Source organism: Streptomyces sp. NPDC058674 (assembly GCF_042716505.1).
Classification (GTDB): Bacteria; Actinomycetota; Actinomycetes; order Streptomycetales; family Streptomycetaceae; genus Streptomyces.
The window spans coordinates 21,438-38,175 of sequence record NZ_JBHXSC010000022.1; the positions used below are offsets into that span (position 1 = coordinate 21,438).

Consider the following 16,738-nt stretch of genomic DNA (forward strand, 5'->3'; position numbering starts at 1 on the left):
CCGGGCCCACCGCGGGGCTCCGCCCGGACCCTGGGCCTCAAACGCCGGCGGGGCTGGTTTCGGGCCCCGGCCCGGGCCGACCGCGGGGCTCCGCCCCGGACCCCGCGCCTCAAACGCCGGCGGGGCTGAGTTCGGGCCCCGGGCCGCTGCCTGCGGCCGCCCGTACGGCCGCGCCGTGGGCACGCATCCGCTCGGTCTTCCTCTCCGAGGCGCCCTCGGGCACGAAAACTTCACAATCGCGCCCGGCCCGCGCGCAGTACGCCGCCCCGCTGGCCCCCGCGTTGCCGCTGCCGTCCGCCACGACCCGCGCCGGGGCCGGCCAGCGCGCCGGCTCGGCGCGCATCACCGCGCCCCGGTCCTCGGACGACGGCGTCGGCATCAGGGAGTCCGGCTTGGCGTGAATCCGCCCTGCCGGCGGCACTGGCGGAGTGTTCCCGTCCGCCAGTGAAACCGAGAACGCCCCCGGCAGCGGCGCTACGGACCCGAACCGCCACAGCGAGTCCGGTCCGGCGGCCGGTTCCGGCGGCCGGGCCGGATCCGGCGTGAAATCGAGGTCCCGCGGGCCCGGGCACACGGGGCGGCGCCAGGCAGCCCCAGCGGGCGGTCCGGACGTCCGCGCGCGTGCCGTCCTCGGAGCAGACGCATCCCGGGAGTGCGTGCGTCATGTGCTGAGCGGCTTTGCTCAATCATGGCCGTCGTATGGCGCGGATGTTACGCGTCCGCAGGCCCCTTGTGGGAATCGCTGACGGTAAGTCAACCTCTTGGAGACGGAGGCCCGTCAGGCCGAATGCATTGTCATGCACATGACTTTGCTCGTCCGTACGGCCCCCGCCCCACCCCCCGCAATGCGCCACCGATCAGGAGGACAACCTCACATGTCCGTGATCCGTCACACCCGCCGGAAGGCCTTCGGCATCAGCGCGGTCGCCGTCGCGGCCCTCGCGCTCGGCACGGCCGCCGCCCTGCCCGCCTCGGCCGCCGACACCGGCGCACAGGGCGTCATCGAGAACGCCGGAGCCGCCGGGTCCGTCCCCGGCAGCTACATCGTGACCCTGAAGGACTCCGCCGCCCGCTCGACCGCCGACAGCGGCAAGGCCGTCGCCAAGCGGTACGGGGCGAAGATCGACCGGACCTTCAGCGCCGCCCTCAACGGCTACTCCGTCGAGGTCTCCGAGGCGCAGGCCAGGAAGCTCGCCGCCGACCCGGCGGTCTCCTCCGTCGTGCAGAACCGGACCTTCACCGTCGACGCCACCCAGCCCAACCCGCCGTCCTGGGGCCTGGACCGCATCGACCAGCGCGCGCTCCCGCTGAACCAGAGCTACACCTACCCGGACAAGGCCGGCGAGGGCGTCACCGCCTACGTCATCGACACCGGTGTCCGCATCACCCACCAGGACTTCGGCGGCCGCGCCTCCTACGGCTACGACGCCATCGACAACGACAACACCGCCCAGGACGGCCACGGCCACGGCACCCACGTCGCCGGCACCGTCGGCGGCACCGCGTACGGCGTGGCCAAGAAGGCCAAGATCGTCGGCGTCCGGGTGCTCAACAACCAGGGATCGGGCACGACGGCCCAGGTCGTGGCGGGCATCGACTGGGTGACGCGCAACGCCGTCAAGCCGGCCGTGGCCAACATGTCGCTCGGCGGCGGCGCGGACTCCGCGCTCGACACCGCCGTCCGCAACTCCATAGCCTCCGGCATCACCTTCGCCGTCGCGGCGGGCAACGAGACGACCGACGCCTCCACCAAGTCCCCGGCGCGCGTCGCCGAGGCCATCACGGTGGGCGCCACCACCAGCACCGACGCGAAGGCGAGCTACTCCAACTACGGCTCCGTCCTGGACCTCTTCGCGCCGGGCTCCTCGATCACCTCCGCTTGGGGCACGGGCGACACCGCCACCAACAGCATCTCCGGTACGTCGATGGCCTCGCCGCACGTCGCGGGCGCGGCCGCCCTCTACCTCGCGCAGAACCCGGGCAGCACCCCCGCCCAGATCTCCGCGGGCCTCGTCGCCGCCGCCACCCCGAACGTGGTGACCAGCCCCGGCACCGGCTCCCCGAACCGCCTGCTCCACGTCGGCGCCGGCACCACCCCGCCCGGACCGGGCACGCGCTTCGAGAACCTGAACGACTACGCGATCGCCGACAACGCCACCGTCGAGTCGCCGATCACCGTCAGCGGGATCACCGGCAACGCCCCGGCCGCGCTGAGCGTTCCGGTCGACATCAAGCACACCTACGTCGGTGACCTGAAGGTCGACCTGGTGGCCCCGGACGGCACCGTCTACACCCTGCGCAACCGCACCGGCGGCAGCGCGGACAACATCGTCCAGACCTTCACCGTGAACGCCTCGTCCGAGGTCGCCAACGGCGTCTGGAAGCTCCGGGTCGCCGACCTCGCGAGCGCCGACATCGGCAAGATCGACTCCTGGGCGCTCCAGTTCTGAGGGCCCCCGGGGCAGTGGCAGGACCGTAGCCGGCCGGCAGTGACCGGACCGCGGTGAACAGGCGGGGGCGACCGACGGGCGGTCGCCCCTGCCGCTTACCATTCGCGCATGCGTTCGCGCCCCCGCCCGCCGATGGAGTCCCCTGCGCCGTGAGCACCCCGCCGAGCCCCTCCCCCGGAACGGGCCACTCCTGGCCCCCGCCGTCCCTGCCGCAGGCGTGGGGCCCGCCGCCCGGCCCCGGACGGCAGGCGGCGCTCAACGGCTTCGCGCTCGCCTCGCTCCTCGTCGGGCTGCTCTGCCTGCCGCCGCTCGGCATCGTCTTCGGCGTCGTGGCCCTCGTACAGATCCAGCGGAAGCGGGAGCGGGGCCGGGCCCTCGCGATCACGGGTCTCGCGCTCTCCACCTGCCTGACCGCCCTGATCGCGTTCGCCGCCGGCCCGGTGCTGACGGCGGTCGGCGACCGGCTCGACGCGTTCTCCGAGATCGCCGACGCCGAGGGGGAGCTCACCGACGAGGACCGCCTGCGCCCCGGCGACTGCTTCAACGTCCCGGGCGGGGACCTGACGGGGCGGCAGCCGACGACGTACAAGGTGGACTGCTCCGAGGTCCACCACGCCGAGGTCACCTTCGCCGGACCGTTCGACCCTGCGCAGGGCGCCGGTACGCGCGCGGCGGACCTCCAGGCCGAGGAGGCTTGCTGGAAGGCGCAGGACGCCTACGCGATGGACACGTGGGCGCTGCCCCGGCACGCCGGGATGTACTACTTCTCGCCGTCGAGGGAGTCCTGGAAGGACGGCGACCGGCTGCTGCTCTGCGTGATCGGTACACCGGAGGAGGACCAGCGCGGCAGCCTGCGCAAGGACCGCCGGACGCTGACCACGGAGCAGGCCGACTTCCTCACGGCGGCCAACGCCCTGGACCTCGCCTTCGGCCGCAGTCCCGAGGAGGACGTCGCGGACGCGCTGCAGGAGCACCAGGCGTGGGCGCGCGAGATGGACGCGGCGCTGGGCGGCGAGGCCGCGGTGCTCGAGCGGCACGTGTCCCGGCCGCAGACGGCGGGGGCGGCCGCGGCGCGGCTGAAGGAGATCGACTCGGCCCGCTCGGCGTGGCGGCGGGCCGCACAGGCGAAGTCGCCGGCGGAGTTCGACCGGCAGTGGGAGCGGGCGCTGGGCGCCATTTCCCTGGAGACCGAGAAGGCGCTGCGCGGTGCGTACGGGCTTTCGACGGTGGTCCCGCAGTGGCTGGAGGAGCCGGGCGGGCCCGGGGGAGGCGGCCCGGGGGGCTCCGGGGGCGGCCCGGCGACCGGGTCGGCATGAGGGCGCGGGCGTAACGCGCGGTAACGGGTTTGAGTGACCTGGCTTCATCACTTCGGGTGAAACTTTGGCCTTTGCTTGCGGTGTACAACCGTAGGTTGCCAGGCTGTTGCTGTCTGTCAACCTGATGGGAGTGGCCAGTGACTTTCGGTGAGCAGCCGGCCTACCTGCGCGTGGCCGGGGATCTGCGACAGAAGATCGTCGACGGTTCCCTGCCCCCGCACGCCCGGCTCCCCTCGCAGGCCCGGATTCGCGAGGAGTACGGGGTCTCCGACACCGTGGCGCTGGAGGCGCGCAAGGTCCTCATGGCGGAGGGACTGGTCGAGGGCCGGTCCGGGTCCGGTACGTACGTGCGGGAACAGCCGGTGCCGCGGCGGGTCGCGCGCTCCGGCTACCGCACGGGCGGCACCTCGACGCCGTTCCGGCAGGAGCAGGCGGAATCCGGCGCCCGCGGCACATGGGAGTCGAGCAGCGAGCAGGCGGGCGCCCCGGAGGAGATCGCGAAGCGCCTGGGCATCGAGCCGGGTGAGCGGGTGATGCGGACGCGGTACGTCTTCCGCGACGCCGGGGAGGCGATGATGCTGTCGACTTCCTGGGAGCCCCTCGCCGTGACCGGCCGGACCCCGGTGATGCTGCCGGAGGAGGGTCCGCTGGGCGGCTCCGGGGTGGTGGACCGGATGGCCGCGATCGAGGTCGTCGTGGACAACGTGGTCGAGGAGGTCGGCGCCCGCCCGGGCCTGGCGGAGGAGCTGGTCCTGTTGGGCGGGGTTCCGGGACACGTGGTGCTGGTGATCAGCCGCACCTACTTCGCCTCCGGCCGCGCGGTGGAGACGGCCGACGTGGTGGTCCCGGCGGACCGCTACCGCCTGGCCTACCACCTCCCGGTGCGGTGAGGCGGGGAGGCGCGGTCAGCCGATGGCTTCGCGGCTCCGCCCGCTCTGCCGCTCCGCCCGCGGCCGTCGCCGGGCGGCGGTCCGCGTGGCCTCGGGCGGATGCGGGCCGGGAGGGGTGCCGGTGAGCGGACGGGCGGGTGCGGCAGGCATGACCGGGCGGTGACGCGGGGTGCGTCGGGGCAACCGGCACAACCGGCGGGCAACACCACGGGGTGACGGGCGGTCACGGGACCGGCCTGCCGACGACCGGGCCCCGGCTGCGCTTCCGGCGGTATGACCAGGACTGGTACCGGGCCTGCCTTTCGGCCCCAGGGCCGGTTCCGCAACCGCCACCCCCGCGCCCGCGGCGGAGCCCCGCCGACCCGGCCGGTTTCGGCGCAATGGTGATCGCCTCCGCCGTCTCGGTCCCCGCCCTCGTCGGGTTCCCCGGCACCCGCGCCGCGGCCCGCTTCTCTTCATCGCGGTCGGACCGGCCGTCGTGCCGTGCCCGTTGACCGCCTCGATGACCAGGGGGAGTGCGACCCGGGCCAGCCCCGCCACGTGAACGGACCGGACGCCCGCGTCGCGGACATCGCCGCGACACACGACTGCGCGGTCCGCGAAACGGCGTACGAAGCGCCCGGCATCACCGACCACCCCGTCCGCTCGGAGCCGGTCTGCCCGCTCTGCCGCTCCCTCGACCGCTCCCTCCGCGCGACCTGCGGGGACACCCGCCGCAAGGGGGCGCCGAGCGGCGCGGTGGTCCTCCCGACGGCCTCCGTGCGCCCCCTTCGAACCGGAGCGCACGGCCCACTCGTACGCATGGCCGGATGCGTACGCCTGCGAGGTACCTCTTCGTGAAAACCCGTATCCGCTGAGTGAAGGTCGGGCGTAAGCTCGGGCATATGCGCAATGCGGTTTCCCGGGCAGGTACGTCGGCGGAGGGTGAAACGCGATGAACGACAGCGGTGCCCTGCTCCCGTGGCTGGTCATACGTCAGGACGACAACGGCAACCGCTACCGGGTGGGCCGGTACTCCACCCGGGCCGAGGCCCAGAAGGTCGCCGACAGCCTCGACGACCGAGGACACAAGCAGCTCTACTGGGTCGAGCGGATCGGTCAGACCGCCACGATGAACTGAGCGGCGTCGCAGCTGTCGCGACGCGGGCATAGGCTCCGCCCATGACTGTACGCGTGGTCGTGGGCGGAGCCCTTTGTCATGACGGGCGCCTGCTGGCCGCCCGCCGCAGCGCACCGCCCGAGCTGGCCGGCCGCTGGGAGCTGCCGGGCGGCAAGGCCGAGCCGGGTGAATCCGTCCCCGAGGCGCTCGTGCGCGAACTGCGCGAGGAGCTCGGCGTCGAGGCCGAGCCGCTGGAGCGCATCCCGGGGGAGTGGCCGCTGAAGCCCGGCCTCGTCCTGCACGTGTGGACCGCCCGGCTCGTCTCCGGCGAGCCCGCCCCGCTGGAGGACCACGACGAGCTGCGCTGGCTGGGCCCGGAAGAGCTGCACTCGGTGGACTGGCTCGACCAGGACCGGCCCGCGGTGGCCGAGGCCGGGCGCCGACTGCGCGCCGCCGCCCGCGCGGCCGCCGGCGGCGGGGCCCATGCTGGTGGGGCCGCTGCCGACGGTCCCGCTGCCGGCGGGAGCGGCGGCCGGAGCGACCGGCGCGCCGCCGCCGCCGGGGGCGCCGGAGGGGGCGCATGACGCGCACGTTCTAGGCCGTCTGCGCCACAGTGCGCCGGTGCGTGGGGGATCGAGTGGTACGACGCCCGAAATATCGGGTATGTCGCTATTAATCCCTATCTCGTCCCTCTTTCGTCCCCGACGAACCGGACTGGGGTCACTGCTGGCCCGGGAAGTGATCGGCGTGATCGACACAGACGGTGAGTGCGCCGAGTGGGCCTTTCCCGCCGAGCCCGGTGCCGTCCGGACCGCCCGCCACGCCGTCCGCGGCACCCTCAGCGCATGGGGCCTGGACTCGGTGGGCGATGTGACCGTCCTGCTGGTCAGCGAGCTCGTCACCAATTCCCTGCGTTACGCTTCCGGCCCCATCGGAGTGCGTCTGGTACGGCGCAATCCGGCCGCCGAGGGCTCGCCCGGGGGTCCCGCACTGCTCGTGGAGGTTTCCGATCCGCTTCCGGATCCGCCCCGCGAACGGGTCGCGCACCCCGAGGACGAGGGAGGTCGCGGTCTGCACCTCGTCGCGGTCTCGTCACAGCGCTGGGGGACCCGGCACGGGAAGTCGGGCAAGACCGTGTGGTTCGAGTTGGCTCTTCCTGGTGAGTAACAAGGTGAAGGGTGACCAACGATCACACGACATGGCTCGAAAGCACCGGGACCTTTTTGTGATCGTGAACGCCGTGCCGTCCGGGGCCGTGTGTTGAATACTTCGGTCATGGCCGGTCCGGTTGCGGTGAGCTGGAGGGGACGGTCGCGTGAGCGAGATACCTGCGCAGGCACATCAGTCCGACGTGCCCCGGGAGACATGGCACGACTCGTTGTGGCACAGCAGTCCGCCTGGCTCGATATATGACTACATAAAGGTCGCCTCGTTCTCGATCGGGCCTGACGGCCTCATCGATCAATGGAGCCTGCGCGCCGAAGAGCTCTTCGGCCTGACGGCTGCCCAGGCGGTGGGCCGGGATCCGGTCGATGCCTTCATGCCGGCCGACCTGCGTGCGGGTGCGCACCGCCGCGTCGCCGAGATCCTCGACGGCAAGGAGTGGACGGGCTTGATCCCGTTCCGCATCCCCGGCGGGGACGGCGCGCACGGCGTGGCCGAGATCTACGTGATGCCCACGCAGACCGAGGCGGCCGAGCGGGCCGCGCTGTGCGTCGTCGTGGACGTCCGGGCGCTGCGGCGGATCGAATCCGATCTGGCGGCCTCGCAGGCGATATTCGGCCAATCTCCTTTCGGCTTCCTCCTCTTTGGTACGGACCTCACGGTGCAGCGGGCCAACCGCCGCTTCGCCGCCGTCTTCGGCGGCGCCGCCGAGGAACACCGGGGCCGGACCGTGCACGACTACCTGCCGGCCCACGAGGCCGACCGGATGGCCGACGCACTGCGCCGGGTGCTGGCGAGCGGGAACTCGGTCACCGACCTCCGGATCACCGGAGCCGCCCCCGGCAGCCGGGAGAACCGCCACTGGTCCATCAACCTCTACCGCGTCCACGGCGGCACCGGCCGTCCCATCGGGGTCGCCGGCATCGGCATCGACGTCACCCGCCGTCACCTCGCGGCCCGCGAGGCCGCCGGGGTACGTCGCAACCTCGCCCTGCTCAACGAGGCCGGCCACCGGATCGGGAACTCCCTCGACCTGGAGACCACCGCCCGGGAGCTGCTGGACGTGACCGTCCCCGGCTTCTGCGACCTGGCCGCCGTGGACCTCTACCAGGGGCTGCTGCTCGGCGACGACGACCGCCCTGCCCGGCCGCAGGGTCCCGGGGTGCCCTCGCTGCCCGGCCAAGGGTCCGGACGTGCGCCCTCCCTGCCGCTGCGGCGGGTGGCCTTCGCCTCGGCGGTCTCCGACGCCCCGCTGTCGGGCCCGGACGCGCTGGTCTCCGTAGGGGAGATCCACCGGTATCCGGCGGCCTCCCCGGGCGCGCTCGCCCTGCGCACCGCGCGGACGCGGCTCGTCGAGGGCGGGGGACCGGAAGACCTCGTGCAGTCCACGCTGATCGTGCCGATGGTCGCCCACGACACCGTGGTCGGGCTCGCGCAGTTCTCCCGTACGAAGGGCAGCGAGCCCTTCGGCGAGCGCGACCGGGCGGTCGCCGTGGAGCTCGCCGCACGGGCCGCCGTCTGCATCGACAACGCGCGCCTCTACCGGCGCGAGCACGAGCGGGCCCTGATCCTGCAGCGCAGCCTGCTGCCGCCCGGCGACCCGGAGGCGGCCGGCCTGGACATCGCCTGCCGGTACCTGCCGGGGAACGCGGCGACCGAGGTCGGCGGGGACTGGTTCGACGTCATCGAACTGCCCGGCCACCGCACGGCCCTGGTCGTCGGCGACGTCATGGGCCGCGGCCTGCGGGCCGCCGTCGCGATGGGGGAGCTGCGCACCGCCGTACGGACCCTGGCCCTGCTGGACCTCGAACCGGCGGAGGTGCTGACGGCGCTGGACGAGGTCGCCCGCGGGCTCGGGGCGCCCGGCGGATCGCAGCAGGCCTCCCGGGCGGCCCTGCACTCGCGGGACGCCGACCGCTCCGAGGTCTACCTGGCGACCTGCGTCTACGCGGTCTACGACCCGGTCACCCGGCGCTGCACCATCGCCAACGCCGGCCACATGCCGCCCGTGCTGGTGGAGCCGCCGGACGAGGAGGGGGTGCCGCGGCCCGCGCTCCTGCTGGAGGTGCCGCCCGGCATGCCGCTGGGCGTGGGCGGGGAGCCGTTCGAGGAGGTGGAGGTGGAACTCCCGGAGGGGGCGCTGCTCGCGCTCTACACCGACGGGCTCGTGGAGTCCCGGGACCACCCGCTGGAGGAGGGGCTGCGCGGACTGCGGGAGGCGCTGGCCGATCCGGTCCGGCCGCTGGAGGACGTCTGCGACCACGTGCTGAACACCCTCGACACCCGGCACGGGGAGGACGACATCGCCCTGCTGATGGCGCGGGTACAGGGCCTGCCGGTGGACGCGGTGGGCGACTGGCAGCTGCCGCGCGAGGCCCGCTCGGTGGGCCGGGCCCGGGAGCTGGCGCGGGCCAAGCTGCCGGCGTGGGGTCTGGAGGGGCTCCTGGACACCACGGAGCTGCTGGTCAGCGAGCTGGTCACGAACGCCCTCCGGTACGGCGAGGGGGAGATCCGGCTTCGGCTCCTGCTCGACCGCACCCTGGTGTGCGAGGTCTGGGACGCGAACCTGGCGCAGCCGAGGCGGCGCCGGGCCCGTGACACGGACGAGGGCGGCCGCGGCCTCCAGCTCGTCGGACTGCTCTCCGCCGGCTGGGGCACCCGGCGCACGCACCGCGGCAAGACGGTGTGGTTCGAACTGCCGCTGCCCGGCGCGGTGGCCGAGGCGGTGGCCGAACTGTCGGCGGAGCAGCTGCTGAGCATGTACGGCGGATAGGCCGGCCCTGCCGGATCGTGCCGGGCCCGCGGGCGGAACGTGCCGGGCCCGCGGACCCCGCCCCGCACGTCCGGAAGGGACGGCGGGCCCCGCGGGACGGGCCGGCCCCGCGGGACGGCCCGGCGCACCCCGTCCCGGGCGCCCGCTCACCGGGGAGTGGTCAGGCGGGCCGGCCCTGCTTGAGCGCGGCGAGCCGGGTCTCGATCTCCGAGGTCTTGCCGAGGTCCTCCAGGGACTCGAACTGCGCGTCCAGCGAGGACGCCGCCAGCTCCTGCTTCCCCATCGCCATGGCCTCCTCGCGCCGGACCTTCTCCTCGAAGCGGTTCAGGTCGCTCGTCGGGTCCATGACGTCGATGTTCTTGACCGCGTCCAGCATCGTGTTCTGCGCCTGCGCGGTCCTGGCCCGGGCGACGAGCTCGTCCCGCTTGGCCTGGAGCTCCGTCAGCTTTCCCCGCATCGAGTCCAGGCCCGACTTCAGCCGGTCGACGACCTCCGTCTGGGCGGCGATCACCGGCTCCGCCGTCTTCGCCTCCTTCTCGGACTGCAGCTGGCGGCCCAGCGCCACCTTGGCCAGGTTGTCGAACCTGTCGGCGTCCGCCGCCGAGCCCGACGCGCGCAGCTCGTCCGCCTTCCGGCTCGCCGCGAGGGCCTTGCCGCCCCACTCCGTGGCCGCCTCCACGTCCTGCGCGTGGTCCGCCTCCAGCATCCGCAGGTTCCCGATGGTCGTCGCGACCGCCTGCTCGGCCTCGGAGATGTTGTTCGTGTAGTCGCGGATCAGCTGGTCCAGCATCTTCTGCGGGTCCTCCGCCTGGTCCAGCAGTGCGTTGATGTTGGCCTTGGCGAGCTGGGTGACGCGGCCGAGGACGGTCTGCTTGCTCATGGTGGGTCCCTCCTGGTGGGGATGGTCCGGTACCGGCCGCCGGGGGCGTCGGCCGCTGTCCGCGCCGCGGTTCAGAAGCGGCCCCCGCCGCCCATGCGGCCGCGGGTTCCGCCGCCCCCGAAGGAGCCGGGACCGGAGCCCCCGCCGCCCCCGAAGCCGCCGCCGAAGCCCCCTCCCCGGCCGCCGAAGCCGCCCCCTCCGCGCAGGATCTCGCCGAGGATGATCCCGCCGAGCACCGCGCCGCCCTGGCCGCCGCCGGAGCGCCGGCCGCCGTACGGGTCCTGGTAGCCCCGTACGTCCTGCTCCGCCAGCTGCTGCGCCTCCCGGGCGAGGTGGTCCGCCCGCTGGGCCTCCGCCAGCGCCCCCGAGGGGTCCGCGGACGCCAGGGCCATCGCGCGCTCCAGGTGCCGGCCCGCCTCCGCCAGCCGGGTACGGGCCCGGCTGCCGACCGCGCCCCGGCTGGTGGTGACGTAGTCCGTGGCCGCGCCGATCGCGCTGCGGGCCGAGAGCAGGGCCTGGTCGAGCAGGGCCGCCGCGCGTTGACGGCCGGACTCACGCTCGCGGGCCCCGGCCAGGGCCTCGTCGAGGGCCGCGTCCGCCTCGTCCACGCGGCGCAGGGCGTCGATCGGGTCGTACCGGCCGGCCGCCTGCTGCCGGCGTACGTCGGCCAGGACCGCCTCCGCCCGGCCGATCCGGCCGCGCAGGTCCGCCGTCGAGGTGCCCGGTGCGGTACCGGTCAGCAGGCCGCGGGCGTCCGCGAGGTCGGTCTCCGCCTCGGTGAGGGCGCCCGGCAGCTTCCCCGCCGCCTCCGCGAGCTCCTGGGCCCGCCGCTCGACCGCGTCGACCAGGGTCGCGGCCTGGTCCACCGCGCTCTCGGCGGCCCGCACGTGCACGGCCGCCCTGCCGTTGTCGCCGGCCGTGACCGCCGCGCGCGCCTCGCCGAGACTCGTCGTCGCGAACAGCAGCCGGTCCTCGGCCTGTTGCGGGTTGGAGGCCACGGGCGCCGACGCGGAGTCCGCGTACCGCAGCGCCAGCGCGGTCAGGGTGGCCACCGCCGTCGTGGTGCGCCCGGACAGCGCCCGGAAGTGCTCCTCCACCGTGGCCAGGGCCTGCGGGGCGTTCTTCTCCAGGTCCCGCAGCCGGTCGAAGTCCGCCGCCTGCGCGTCGAGCAGACGGTTCGCCCCGGTGCACCGGGCGACGATCTCGTCCAGCATCCGCCGCCGGGTCGCGTCGTCCTCCGGGTAGGCGTCGTCCAGCTGCTGGCGCAGCCGGAAGGCGTGGGTCAGCTCGTCCTTGGCGTGTGCGAGGGCCTCGGTGAAGGGCACGACCGCCTCGTCGCCGAACTGGGCCGAGGCGAAGCCCAACTCCTCCGTGCTGGTGCGGATCGCGTCGTCGGTCTCCACCAGCAGCGCCTTCGCGTGCGCGTCCAGGTCCGGCAGCGGGAGCTGCGCCGGAGCCCCTCCGCCCCAGCCCGGGCCGGCGCTGGTGCCGCGCCCGGCGCCGCCCCCGCGCCGTCGCCGGCGGTACGCGTAGGCGCCGAGGGCGCCGGCCGCGCCGACCGCGACCACCGGGAGCACGAAGTCCCCGGCCCCGCTCTCGCCGCCCGCCGCGCCGCCGGGGTCCGCCGGTCCGGGAGTGATCGTGGGCACCGGGACGGGCAGGCCGCCGAGCACGGCGGCGTAGCCGTGCGCCGCGCCGATGGCGGCCCCCGCCCAGTCGTTCTGCTTCAGGGCCGGCTCGATGGCGGTCTGCGCGACGGTCGCGAGCTGCTGCTCGGTGAAACCCGACTGGACGTCGGCCGAGTAGGCGTACTGCCGGGCGCCGGTCGCGACCGCCAGCAGCACGTCGTTCTGGCCCAGGCCGTTCTTCTCGGCCGTGGCGTCGGCCCAGCTCTGGGCCGAGCGCCCGGAGAAGTCCCTTACGTACGCCACGAACAGCTGGATGCGGCGCTCGGCGTAGAGCGTGTCGAGCGCGGCGGCGACCTGGGCCCTCCGGTCGCCCAGCGCGTCCACCCGGTCGGTGATCTGCCCCTGCTGCGAAAGGGTGACCGGGTCGTCCGCCCGTGCGGGCGGCGCCCCGGCCACCCCCCAGCCGCCGAGCGCCAGCAGCGCGGCGGCCAGGGCCATCGCGGCCCGCAGGGGTATGTCCGCGGCGGTGCGTCTCGGCGTCCTGCTTCTCGGCGGAATCACAATTCGGAGGGTATGGGCGGATTCCTGCCGCCGCACGCGGAGCCGGGGACCGCGGACGGCCCCCGGTTCCGCTGGTGCCCGGTGCCCGCTACGCAGGGCCCGAGCGCCTGCCGATCTTGTTGCCGAGCCAGACGAGCGGGTCGTACGAGCGGTCCACCACCCGCTCCTTCAGCGGGATCAGGGCGTTGTCGGTGATCTTGATTCCCTCGGGGCAGACCTCCGTGCAGCACTTGGTGATGTTGCAGAGCCCGAGCCCGTGCTCCTCCTGCGCCGTGCGCTTGCGGTCCAGGCCCACCTCCGCCGCCGCGTCCAGCGGGTGCATGTCCAGCTCCGCCACCCGCATCAGGAAGCGGGGGCCCGCGAAGACGGTCTTGTTCTCCTCGTGGTCACGGACCACGTGGCAGGTGTCCTGGCACAGGAAGCACTCGATGCACTTGCGGAACTCCTGCGAGCGCTCCACGTCCACCTGCCGCATCCGGTACGCGCCCGGCGCCACCCCCGCGGGCGGCACGAAGGCGGGGACCTCCCGTGCCTTGGCGTAGTTGAAGGACACGTCCGTGACCAGGTCCCGGATCACCGGGAAGGCCCGCAGCGGGGTGACGGTGACCGTCTCCTCCCTCTCGAAGGTGGACATCCGCGTCATGCACATCAGCCGCGGCCGGCCGTTGACCTCCGCGCTGCACGAGCCGCACTTGCCCGCCTTGCAGTTCCAGCGCACCGCGAGATCCGGGGCCTGCGTCGCCTGCAGCCGGTGGACGATGTCCAGCACCACCTCGCCGTCGTTCACCTCGACGGTGAAGTCCCGCAGCTCGCCGCCCTCCGCGTCGCCCCGCCAGATCCGGAAGCGTGCGTCGTAGGTAGTCACTCGTGGAGCTCCTCTTCGGCGAGGTACTTGACCAGCTCTTCCTTCTCGAACAGTGCGAGCAGGTCGGGACGGATGGGCTGCGTGCGGGTGCGTACGAGGGCGATCCGGTCGGCCGCCGGGTCCGCCGGGGCGGGCTCCACCGGACGGCACAGCAGGTTCACCGGGCGCCAGCTCCGCTCCATTGCCGGGCAGTCCTCGCGGGTGTGCCCGCCCCGGCTCTCGGTGCGCTCCAGGGCCGCGCGGGCCACGCACTCGCCGACCAGCAGCATGTTGCGCAGGTCCAGCGCCAGGTGCCAGCCCGGGTTGAACTGCCGGTGCCCCTCCACACCGGCCCGGGAGGCCCGTACGCGCAGGCCCGCGAGCCGCTCCAGCGCCTCGGCCATCTCGCCCTCCCGGCGGATGATCCCGACCAGGTCGTTCATGGCCGTCTGGAGCTCCTGGTGGAGCGTGTACGGGTTCTCCGCGCCCTCGGGGGCGCGGAAGGGGGCCAGGGCCTCCGCGGCGGCCGCGTCGATCTGCGCCTGGGAGGCGGCCGGGCGCCCGGCATCGGCGGCGGCGTACCCGGCGGCGTACAGGCCGGCCCGCCGGCCGAAGACCAGCAGGTCGGACAGGGAGTTCCCGCCGAGCCGGTTCGAGCCGTGCATCCCGCCCGCGACCTCGCCCGCCGCGAACAGCCCCGGCACCCCGACCGTGGCGGCCGTGTCCGAGTCGACCGCGATCCCGCCCATGACGTAGTGGCAGGTCGGGCCGACCTCCATCGCCTCCGCGGTGATGTCCACGTCCGCCAGCTCCTTGAACTGGTGGTACATGGAGGGCAGCCGCCGTTTGATCCGCTCCGCGGACATCCGCGTGGACACGTCCAGGAAGACCCCGCCGTGCGGGGAGCCGCGGCCCGCCTTCACCTCGGAGTTGATGGCCCGGGCCACCTCGTCGCGGGGGAGCAGCTCGGGGGGACGCCGGTTGTGGTCCGGGTCCTCGTACCAGCGGTCGCCCTCCTCCTCCGACTCGGCGTACTTCTCCTTGAAGACGTCCGGGACGTAGTCGAACATGAAGCGCCTGCCCTCGGAGTTGCGCAGCACCCCGCCGTCGCCGCGCACCGACTCGGTGACGAGGATGCCCTTCACCGACGGCGGCCAGACCATGCCCGTGGGGTGGAACTGCACGAACTCCATGTTCAGCAGCGGGGCCCCGGCCAGCAGGGCCAGCGCGTGCCCGTCGCCCGTGTACTCCCACGAGTTGGAGGTGGTCTTGAAGGACTTGCCGATGCCGCCCGTGGCCAGGACCACCGCCGGGGCCTCCAGCACGAAGAAGCGGCCGCTCTCGCGCTCGTAGCAGAAGGTGCCGGACACCTTCTCCCCGTCCTTCAGGACCCTGGTGACCGTGCACTCCTGGAAGACCTTGAGCCGGGCCTCGTAATCCCCGTACTCCTTGAAGTCCTCCTGCTGGAGCTGCACGATCTTCTGCTGGAGGGTCCGGATCAGCTCCAGGCCGGTGCGGTCGCCGACGTGCGCGAGGCGCGGGTACTCGTGGCCGCCGAAGTTGCGCTGCGATATCCGCCCGTCGGGCGTGCGGTCGAAGAGGGCGCCCCAGGTCTCCAGCTCCCAGACCCGGTCCGGCGCCTCCTTCGCGTGCAACTCCGCCATCCGCCACTGGTTCAAAAACTTGCCGCCCCGCATCGTGTCGCGGAAGTGCACCTGCCAGTTGTCGCCCTCGTTGACGTTGCCCAGGGAGGCGGCGATGCCGCCCTCCGCCATCACCGTGTGGGCCTTCCCGAAGAGGGACTTGCAGATCACGGCCGTACGGGCGCCGCGCTCGCGGGCCTCGATCGCGGCGCGCAGCCCGGCGCCTCCCGCGCCGACCACGACCACGTCCCACTGCTGCCGTTCCACTTGGGCCATCTCAGAAGATCCTCGGGTCGGTGAAGGCGCCGCCGGCCAACAGGTACACGTAGAAGTCGGACAGGGCCACACTGATCAGCGAGGCCCACGCCAGCTGCATGTGGCGGGAGTTGAGGCGGCTGATCCAGCCCCACAGGCGGTAGCGGACCGGGTGCTCGGAGAAGTGCTTGAGGCGGCCGCCCATGATGTGCCGGCAGGAGTGGCAGGACAGCGTGTACGCCCAGATCAGCGTGATGTTGACGACGAACAGCAGCGTCCCGAGGCCCATGTGCCCCCACGCGTAGTGCTCGTCGCGGAAGGTCAGCACGGTGTCGTACGTGAGGATGCCCGCGACCGGGACCGCGGCGTAGAAGAAGTACCGGTGCAGGTTCTGGAGGACCAGCGGGAAGCGGGTCTCACCCGTGTACCTGGCGTGCGGTTCGGCCACGGCGCAGGCGGGCGGCGAGGCCCAGAAGCCCCGGTAGTAGGCCTTGCGGTAGTAGTAGCAGGTCAGCCGGAAGCCGAGCGGGAAGATCAGGATCAGCAGGGCGGGGGAGAGGCCCCACCAGTCGCCGAACAGGGCCCAGTTGGGCCCGCCGCGCATCTCCCGGCAGTTCTCCGCGAGGCACGGGGAGTAGAACGGGGAGACGTACGGGGCCGCGTAGTACCGGGAGTCGGCGAAGGCCCGCCAGGACGAGTAGACGATGAAGGCGAGCAGCCCGGCCGCGGTGCCGGCGGGGGCCAGCCACCACCGGTCGGTCCGCAGGTGCCGGGCTCCGATCGCGGCCCGGGAGGCGCCGTGGACGCCGGTGGGCCGCTGCTGGGGTGGTTCCGTGCCTGTGGCCAAAGGGGACTCCGGGTGGAGTGATGAGGGGTGGCCCAGGAGGCCCGGCCGCCGGGGGGCGGCCGCGGCCCGATGGGGTGCGGGTCTGCGCGCGGGGCCGTGGCGGGACGGCGTCAGGGGGCGCGGCGGTCGCGGGCGCCGAGCCCCTCGTCGTCGGAGTCGGTCCACAGCGTGCTGTCGTACGGGGTGTCCGGGACCGTCACCATCCGGGACGGGTCCGGCTCGGCCGGGCCCGCGGGCCGCTGCCGGCCGGCCTGCCGCTCCAGCCGTTCGACCTTGCGGGTCAGCTCGTCCAGGCTGCGCCGTACGGCGCTCAGATCGTCGTGCTGGGACATGATTCCTGCCCTCACTTCCGCGGGGGTGCGGTGGCAACGCTCATGTGCGCCTGCGA

15 protein-coding genes are annotated in these 16,738 nt (G+C 73.6%); 8 read left to right on the forward strand and 7 right to left on the reverse strand.

Going from position 1 to position 16,738, the window contains the following annotated elements:
- Window positions 1–109: 109 nt before the first annotated feature.
- Window positions 110–421, reverse strand: coding sequence for a pyridoxal-phosphate dependent enzyme (locus ACFWU6_RS14145; protein ID WP_383981021.1), 312 nt, complete (start codon window positions 419–421; stop codon window positions 110–112).
- Between the two features lie 454 nt (window positions 422–875).
- Here ACFWU6_RS14145 and ACFWU6_RS14150 point away from each other — a divergent pair, with 454 nt between their 5' ends.
- The 8 genes from ACFWU6_RS14150 (at window position 876) to ACFWU6_RS14185 (ending at window position 9,692) form a co-directional block, all read left to right on the forward strand.
- The gene (locus tag ACFWU6_RS14150) at window positions 876–2,450 is read left to right on the forward strand and encodes a S8 family peptidase (protein WP_383798177.1); all 1,575 of its coding nucleotides are present in this window, start codon (window positions 876–878) and stop codon (window positions 2,448–2,450) included.
- A 149-nt stretch (window positions 2,451–2,599) separates the two neighbouring features.
- Window positions 2,600–3,766: a DUF4190 domain-containing protein gene (locus ACFWU6_RS14155; RefSeq protein WP_383981023.1), complete on the forward strand. Its 1,167-nt coding sequence runs from the start codon at window positions 2,600–2,602 to the stop codon at window positions 3,764–3,766.
- Window positions 3,767–3,903: 137 nt separating this feature from the next.
- On the forward strand, window positions 3,904–4,656 hold the full coding sequence (locus ACFWU6_RS14160; RefSeq protein ID WP_383798171.1) for a GntR family transcriptional regulator: 753 nt from the start codon (window positions 3,904–3,906) through the stop codon (window positions 4,654–4,656).
- 483 nt (window positions 4,657–5,139) lie between these two features.
- Complete coding sequence (locus ACFWU6_RS14165; RefSeq protein WP_383981025.1) at window positions 5,140–5,496, forward strand: hypothetical protein; 357 nt, start codon at window positions 5,140–5,142, stop codon at window positions 5,494–5,496.
- 94 nt (window positions 5,497–5,590) lie between these two features.
- Entirely contained in the window at window positions 5,591–5,776 is a 186-nt protein-coding gene (locus ACFWU6_RS14170) for an SPOR domain-containing protein (RefSeq protein WP_360867651.1), read from the forward strand.
- 41 nt (window positions 5,777–5,817) lie between these two features.
- Window positions 5,818–6,339 carry a (deoxy)nucleoside triphosphate pyrophosphohydrolase gene (locus ACFWU6_RS14175; protein ID WP_383981026.1) on the forward strand — a complete coding sequence of 174 codons (522 nt, stop codon included), beginning with the start codon at window positions 5,818–5,820 and terminating at the stop codon, window positions 6,337–6,339.
- Window positions 6,340–6,493: 154 nt separating this feature from the next.
- A complete protein-coding gene (locus tag ACFWU6_RS14180; protein WP_383798167.1) occupies window positions 6,494–6,922 on the forward strand; it encodes an ATP-binding protein in 429 nt (142 codons plus the stop codon).
- A gap of 211 nt (window positions 6,923–7,133) precedes the next feature.
- A complete protein-coding gene (locus tag ACFWU6_RS14185; protein WP_383798247.1) occupies window positions 7,134–9,692 on the forward strand; it encodes a SpoIIE family protein phosphatase in 2,559 nt (852 codons plus the stop codon).
- 160 nt (window positions 9,693–9,852) lie between these two features.
- Here ACFWU6_RS14185 and ACFWU6_RS14190 read toward each other — a convergent pair whose 3' ends face one another.
- The 6 genes from ACFWU6_RS14190 to ACFWU6_RS14215 form a co-directional block, all read right to left on the reverse strand.
- Complete coding sequence (locus tag ACFWU6_RS14190; RefSeq protein WP_383798164.1) at window positions 9,853–10,572, reverse strand: PspA/IM30 family protein; 720 nt, start codon at window positions 10,570–10,572, stop codon at window positions 9,853–9,855.
- Between the two features lie 71 nt (window positions 10,573–10,643).
- Window positions 10,644–12,698, reverse strand: coding sequence for a TPM domain-containing protein (locus ACFWU6_RS14195; protein WP_383981059.1), 2,055 nt, complete (start codon window positions 12,696–12,698; stop codon window positions 10,644–10,646).
- 151 nt (window positions 12,699–12,849) lie between these two features.
- Window positions 12,850–13,626, reverse strand: a complete 777-nt coding sequence (locus ACFWU6_RS14200) for a succinate dehydrogenase/fumarate reductase iron-sulfur subunit (protein ID WP_383981028.1) — start codon at window positions 13,624–13,626, stop codon at window positions 12,850–12,852.
- Complete coding sequence (locus tag ACFWU6_RS14205; RefSeq protein WP_383981030.1) at window positions 13,623–15,524, reverse strand: fumarate reductase/succinate dehydrogenase flavoprotein subunit; 1,902 nt, start codon at window positions 15,522–15,524, stop codon at window positions 13,623–13,625. Before ACFWU6_RS14205 ends, ACFWU6_RS14200 begins: the two co-directional genes overlap by 4 nt.
- 1 nt (window position 15,525) lies before the next feature.
- Window positions 15,526–16,350 (reverse strand): hypothetical protein, encoded by an 825-nt coding sequence (locus tag ACFWU6_RS14210; protein WP_383798155.1) that lies wholly within the window; start codon window positions 16,348–16,350, stop codon window positions 15,526–15,528.
- 110 nt (window positions 16,351–16,460) lie between these two features.
- Window positions 16,461–16,682, reverse strand: coding sequence for a hypothetical protein (locus tag ACFWU6_RS14215; protein ID WP_383798152.1), 222 nt, complete (start codon window positions 16,680–16,682; stop codon window positions 16,461–16,463).
- Window positions 16,683–16,738 lie beyond the last annotated feature (56 nt).

What these genes read in the sequence shown, in the direction of transcription:
- ACFWU6_RS14150 (WP_383798177.1), top strand. Translation starts at nt 876, where the DNA reads ATGTCCGTGATCCGTCACACCCGCCGGAAGGCCTTCGGCATCAGCGCG.
- ACFWU6_RS14170 (WP_360867651.1), top strand. Translation starts at nt 5,591, where the DNA reads ATGAACGACAGCGGTGCCCTGCTCCCGTGGCTGGTCATACGTCAGGAC.
- ACFWU6_RS14175 (WP_383981026.1), top strand. Translation starts at nt 5,818, where the DNA reads ATGACTGTACGCGTGGTCGTGGGCGGAGCCCTTTGTCATGACGGGCGC.
- ACFWU6_RS14190 (WP_383798164.1), bottom strand. Translation starts at nt 10,572, where the DNA reads ATGAGCAAGCAGACCGTCCTCGGCCGCGTCACCCAGCTCGCCAAGGCC.
- ACFWU6_RS14195 (WP_383981059.1), bottom strand. Translation starts at nt 12,698, where the DNA reads ATGGCCCTGGCCGCCGCGCTGCTGGCGCTCGGCGGCTGGGGGGTGGCC.
- ACFWU6_RS14205 (WP_383981030.1), bottom strand. Translation starts at nt 15,524, where the DNA reads ATGGCCCAAGTGGAACGGCAGCAGTGGGACGTGGTCGTGGTCGGCGCG.
- ACFWU6_RS14215 (WP_383798152.1), bottom strand. Translation starts at nt 16,682, where the DNA reads ATGTCCCAGCACGACGATCTGAGCGCCGTACGGCGCAGCCTGGACGAG.